Genomic DNA, 5,917 nt, shown 5'->3' on the forward strand with positions numbered 1-5,917 from the left:
CTGAGCCTCTCGAAGTTCGCTCAACGTCCGATCTTCTTCCTCGGTTAGTATGATGCGTAGTGGGGCGGGCATTTTGGGGCACTCTAGCTACCCCGCTATCTTACATTTAATTTCAACCGCCTACTTACTCTAATTTCAAGTCATTTCACATTTCCTATCTTTAGGATGGCCTGACATACTCAAGAAAAATGCTGCTTTATTGAGATTAAAAAGGGCGTTAAAATGCCCAGTAAATCGATTCTTTTAATTGAACATGAAGTTAGCCTAAGGGATGTATTAGGTGACTGTCTAACTGAGCTTGGTGGCTGGGAGGTAACCCCATCGGAGTCTATTCTTGAAGGCATCAGACTATGTGAAAGCAAGCGCCCAGACGCAATTTTGGTTGATGCATCTACCGCTGAAAATGATGCACTTATTCTGATCGAGCAACTCAAACAGTACTCGGTTGAGCAGGCAGTGCCCATTTTGCTGATCAGCTCTCGTGCCAACTGGTTTACCCTCAGTGAGTTTCGCCAGATGGGGTTTTCGGGAGCGATCGGTAAGCCGTTTAACCCCGCTACCCTATCTGCTCAAGTCTCGCGTCTAATCAGCCTAGAGGAACCGACCAGTTAAGTTCGTTAGGAAGAGTTTTAAACCAGGCTCTTGCCAGCATAATTTTGGCTGTACTATAACCCATGGTTCCCTTTGATGAGAGCAACTTTAGGCTTTGCTCAAGGGTTCCAGTTCAGTGGCTACGCCTTACTAGGAGAACATCATGTCTACGTTAACTGTGTGGAAATTTAATACTCCCGACGGAGCTCAAAATGCTCTAAGTAAGCTGGGAGACCTGCAAAAACAAGAGCTGGTCAAAGTGCTCGATGCCGCGATCGTATCCTGGCCCGAAGGGCGCAAGAAGCCCAAGACCAATCAGGCCGTCAGCACCGTGGGTGTCGGTGCCCTAGGCGGCGCCTTTTGGGGCATGCTGTTTGGTCTCATTTTCTTGGTGCCGCTGTTTGGCATGATTGTCGGCGCGGCATCGGGGGCGCTGTCGGGCAAGTTTACCGACTACGGCATCAACGACGACTTCATCAAAGACCTGCGCGGCAAGGTCACCGAGGGTACCTCGGCCCTGTTTTTGCTCACCGGGGCGGTGACCATAGACAAGGTTAGCGAGGCCTTTGCCCCCGAAGAGGTGGGTGAGCTGATTCAGTCGAACCTGACTGCCGAGCAGGAAGCCAAGCTGCGCGAAGACTTCGGCGCTGAGCTGTAGACTTCACGTTGCCCAGTTTTAGGCCAGTGCTGGGATACAGCTTACCGGGGTAGAAAGGCTAATGTGGCGCTGACCCTCGATGGCGACAGCTTTGGTTTGGAGCTAACGGAAATCCAGCCCCGAATGTGCGCGGCCAGACTCCGGTGCGGGTGCAATAGTCATCTTCATGAAAGACAGCTCGCTGGATGGGTTGATTCACCGTCGCCACCGATGGTAAGTGACAGAGCCCTGCCCGCTGATTGAGATGTTTGACACCTGAGCGATCGCCCATGACCACCATTCCCCGAGCCCCCCAGGTAAATCCCCTACCAGCCCAGACCCGCTACACCGGCGACACCCTCCAGGGGGTGCCAGTCATCAGTCACCTAGCGGTGAGCGATCTGGCTCCCGGTCAGCGTCATCGGGTCTACTTTCAGGGGGTGCAGATGGGTACGGGTCAGCACTGGTACGTGCCAGTGGTCGTCACCAAGGGTAGTCGCCCTGGCCCCTGTATCGCCCTCACTGCTGGTGTTCATGGCGACGAGGTCAGCGGTATCGACGCCGTGCAGCGGGTCATGGCCCAGCTCGACCCCACCGCAATGGCGGGGGCGGTGCTGGCGGTGCTGGGGGTATCGCGCCCGGCGATCGAGCTGACGCGATCGCTCTGGCCCACGGCCCAGCAGGGCGGTCTCGCCTTTGACATGAACCGGGTCTGGCCCGGTGATGAAACTGGTGATAACGCCCCGGCCCGCCACGCGGGCCTGCTGTGGAATCGGCTGCTGATCAACAACGTAGATGCGGTGCTCGATTATCACACCGTTACCACGGGCAGCGCCTTTACGATGTTTTGCTTTGCCGACCTGCGCCAGCCCGCAATCCGGCAGATGGCCGAGCTGCTGCCGGTTGAGCAGATCAAGGATGACCCTGGCCTGGCGGGCACCCTCGAAACGGCCTTTGTCGATGCGGGTATTCCGGCCTTGACCCTTGAGATTGGTGAAGGGCGTCGCTTTGAGCCCCAAAAAATTGCCCTGGCGGTGGAAGGTAGCCTCAACGTGCTGAAGCACTACGGCCTGATCGAGGGCCCTATGGGCCGCACCGCTGCCGATGGGGGGACAGTATTTGGCAATGCACTGGCAACCGTGCGAGCGACCACAGGGGGATTTTTGGAACTGCTGGTGGGGTTGCGCGATCGCGTCATCCCCGGCCAGCCCGTTGCCCGCCAGCGCAGCGCCTTTGGCGATGTTGTCGCCGACTACCATGCCCCCGTTGCTGGCGAAGTTGCCGTCGTCGCCCGCGATGCCCTCTGCGAACCCGGCACACGAATTGTGCAGATTCTGCACCAGCAGCCCCCAGCAGCCCCCTAATGCTGCGCGAGACTCGGTGCGTTACGGCCCAGCTATCCATAGCGATCGCGCAGCGGTGAAATCAGCGCCTTCGTCACCGTCGCCAGCAATCTGGATGGATGACGTTGCCTCATGCAAAATCCTACCAGTTCATATGGAGATTTTAGAATTAGGCCCTAGTATTGAAAACTGTTAAAAACTGAGGTGGTGGCGTACCGCACCCGCAAAAGCCCAGTGTAACCAGGCGAGGAGCCGCATTCCATGTTTGCCCAAATTCCTGAACGCCGTATGCACTGGATTCGGTGGGTGGTTACCACTGGCTGGGTGGTGCTGATTGTGTCGCTGTTCTACGACCCCTGGACGGCGGTGCTGACCGAGCCCGATCACCCCTGGAGTCCCCTGCGGCTGACCGGGGCATGCGTGCAGGTGCAGGGAGTCTGCGTAGAAGAAGCAGCCCAGCCCATCGGCGCGACCCTGTTTTGGGGGGCGATCGTGCCCTCGGGAATTTTTATATTGCTGGTATTCAGCCACGAGCTGTGGCGGCGCATCTGCCCACTGTCATTTCTGTCGCAGATGCCGCGCGCGCTGGGCTGGCAGCGGCAGTTTAAGCGCGAAAATACCAAGACCGGCAAGGTGCGCTACGAGCTGGCCAAGGTGCGATCGGAGTCGTGGCTGGGGCGCAACTACCTGTATGTTCAGTTCGCCTACCTGTTTGTGGGCCTGTGCGGCAGAATTCTATTTTTTAACGCCGATCGCCTGGTACTGGGCAGCTGGCTGATATTTACGATCGCGGCGGCGATCGCCGTCGGCTACCTCTACGGTGGCAAAAGCTGGTGCCAGTACTTTTGTCCCATGGCGCCGGTGCAGACCGTGTTCAGCGAGCCCCGAGGGCTGCTGGGCAGCAAAGCCCACACTAGCGACAGCCGCATTACCCAGTCAATGTGCCGCACGGTAGACCCCGACGGCACCGAAAAAAGTGCCTGTGTGGCCTGCCAGAGCCCCTGCTTTGACATCGACTCAGAGCGCACCTACTGGGATGGGCTGCACCGGCGCGACGAGTCGGTGATGCGCTACGGCTACCTGGGCCTGATGGTGGGCTACTTTGTCTACTACTACCTCTACGCTGGCAACTGGGACTACTACTTTTCGGGGGTGTGGAACCGCGACCCCGACCAGCTTGGCGCGCTGATGAATCCGGGGCTGTACCTATTTGGTCAGGTCATTGGGATTCCCAAACTCCTAGCGGTGCCCCTGGTACTGGGGGCCTTTACCCTGGCGGGCCTGGGCCTGGGTCTGGCGCTGACCGCCCGCGCTAAGGCCTGGCCTAGGTTAAGGCCCCTCGGTGACGATCGGGTGCAGCATCGGGCCTTTGCGATCGTCACCTTCATCGCCTTTAATTTCTTCTTTTTCTTTGCCGGACGACCCCTGCTGCGGCTTACTCCCGGCTGGGTGCAGTTTGGCTTTGACGGGCTGGTGCTGTTTTTGAGCACTCTGTGGCTGCAACAGAGCTGGCGGCGCAGCCCCGATCGCTACACCCGCGAAAACCTGGCCAGCCGCCTGCGCAAGCAGTTGGCCAAGCTGGAGCTCGATGTCGCTCCGCTGTTAGACGGGCGCTCCCTCGACGACCTCCACGCCGATGAGGTCTATGTGCTGGCCAAGGTGCTGCCCGACTTTACCCGCGAAAAACGCCACCGGGCTTACAAAGGCGTGGTGCGCGAGGCCCTGGCCGAGGGCTATATCGACACCGCCAACAGTCTGGATGTGCTCCAGCAAATGCGCCAGGAACTGGGCATCTCTGCCGACGAGCACCAGGAGGTGCTGGCCGAATTGGGCATTGAAGACCCCGAGTTGCTTAACCCCCAGCGTCAGCGCAGTCTAGAAAACCAGGTGCGCATCAGCGGCTACCAGCGATCGCTCGAACGCCTGCTGCGCCTGCAGCAAACCCAGCCTGAACGGATGGTCGAGGCCGACGATCCCCTGACGTTGCGATCGCTGCGTCAAGAGTATGCCATTACCCCCCAGGAAGAAGACTGGATTTTCAGCGGAATTGCTGACAGTAGGGATGATCAGCGGGCGGCGGGGCTGCTGGCGCGACTGCGAGAATGGCTGGCCTACGACCACGCCCTCACCCTACCCGAGCTTCAGCCCCACGCTGCCGCCATGGCCCTGGTGCGTGAGGCGGTACATCACAAGCAGGCCGTGATCGTGCGATCGCTGCTGGAAACCCTCGCCGTCTTACCTGACGCCGAGGCCAGGGCGATCGCAACCTCGCTCAGCCAGCTTGCGCCCCAGCCCCTGGCCGCCCAGCTCCAAGCCGAAACCGTCGCCCCTCAGCTAGCACCCGAGCTGATCGCGACCCTTCAGCCGCCCCCCGACGAATCGACGGTTAGCCCGGCCCCACCCACCGCCGCAGATACCCTGAGCTACCTCGAAAACCTACTCGACCACTACAACCCCCTCGTGCCTGCCGTCGTCCTGTACCTGATGGCTCAGCTCAGTCTTCCTCGCGCCCTCGCCGCCAGCCAAACCCCATCCCAGGGGGCTAACCCTCTGTTCACGGCTACCGCAGCGGCGATTCAATCCAGCGCTTCTGCCCCGCTCCTGGCCGACCTACCCGAGCTAGAGAAGGTCATCGCGTTGTTCAACAGCGATTTCTTCCACGCCCTAGAGCCCCAAACCCTGCTGGCCCTGGGCGATCGCGCCGAGATTAGAACCTATGCCCCCGGTCAAGCCATTACCCATGCAGGCGACACCTGCCGTGAGCTGCTGATCCTGCTGGCAGGGGAAGCCAGTATCCATTACCAACAGGCCGAGACTGCCCGCGTTGAGCGCTTCCACCCCGGCCAGACCTTAGATGAATTAGAGGTGTTGACCCACAGCCACCTAGACAACGCCATTCTTGCCGACAGCGCAAACACTCGCATTTTGGCTATCCCCGTCGATGCCTTTGACACCCTTATCGACCAGGATGCCAACTTTGCCCGTCGGGTGATCGCCCTAGAAAGCCAGCGTCTACGGCAGATTACGGCTGCCTCATCCTAGAGCAGCACTCAGGCAAGCTGTAGGCGTGGTTCAGGATTGCTCGCCCCGCCACCGATCACCCTTAAACAAGACTTAATAGCGATCGCCTCACGGCCTAAAAAGAGTCAGTGAAATCTAAAGAAAAGATAACTCATTATTAAGAAATACTGCTATCAGGGAGTGCAAAAAACTTACGTTCTGGACAGTGGGAAGTTCTCTGTCCAGTGACGAGCCGCCAAGAAAAACGGACATGGGTTAAGTCAAACGACCCGTCATGCCCGAAACTGGCTGATATAGAACGTTTCAGCCAGCAATATTATGGAGC

Annotated in this window: 4 protein-coding genes; all 4 read left to right on the forward strand. The window is 58.7% G+C overall.

Features of this window, described 5'->3' with window-relative positions; genetic code table 11:
• The first annotated feature begins 222 nt into the window (after positions 1-222).
• Positions 223-612, forward strand: coding sequence for a response regulator (locus tag IQ254_RS29170; RefSeq protein ID WP_193969657.1), 390 nt, complete (start codon positions 223-225; stop codon positions 610-612).
• Between the two features lie 142 nt (positions 613-754).
• Positions 755-1,249, forward strand: a complete 495-nt coding sequence (locus IQ254_RS29175) for a DUF1269 domain-containing protein (RefSeq protein ID WP_193969658.1) — start codon at positions 755-757, stop codon at positions 1,247-1,249.
• Between the two features lie 269 nt (positions 1,250-1,518).
• Positions 1,519-2,592: a succinylglutamate desuccinylase/aspartoacylase family protein gene (locus tag IQ254_RS29180; RefSeq protein WP_193969659.1), complete on the forward strand. Its 1,074-nt coding sequence runs from the start codon at positions 1,519-1,521 to the stop codon at positions 2,590-2,592.
• Between the two features lie 240 nt (positions 2,593-2,832).
• Positions 2,833-5,613 (forward strand): cyclic nucleotide-binding domain-containing protein, encoded by a 2,781-nt coding sequence (locus tag IQ254_RS29185; RefSeq protein ID WP_193969660.1) that lies wholly within the window; start codon positions 2,833-2,835, stop codon positions 5,611-5,613.
• Positions 5,614-5,917 lie beyond the last annotated feature (304 nt).

The organism is Nodosilinea sp. LEGE 07088 (assembly GCF_015207395.1).
Lineage (GTDB): Bacteria > Cyanobacteriota > Cyanobacteriia > Phormidesmidales > Phormidesmidaceae > Nodosilinea.

Bases quoted from the DNA above. Each gene is read 5' to 3' on its own strand.
- IQ254_RS29170 (WP_193969657.1), top strand. From the start codon at position 223: ATGCCCAGTAAATCGATTCTTTTAATTGAACATGAAGTTAGCCTAAGG.
- IQ254_RS29180 (WP_193969659.1), top strand. From the start codon at position 1,519: ATGACCACCATTCCCCGAGCCCCCCAGGTAAATCCCCTACCAGCCCAG.
- IQ254_RS29175 (WP_193969658.1), top strand. From the start codon at position 755: ATGTCTACGTTAACTGTGTGGAAATTTAATACTCCCGACGGAGCTCAA.
- IQ254_RS29185 (WP_193969660.1), top strand. From the start codon at position 2,833: ATGTTTGCCCAAATTCCTGAACGCCGTATGCACTGGATTCGGTGGGTG.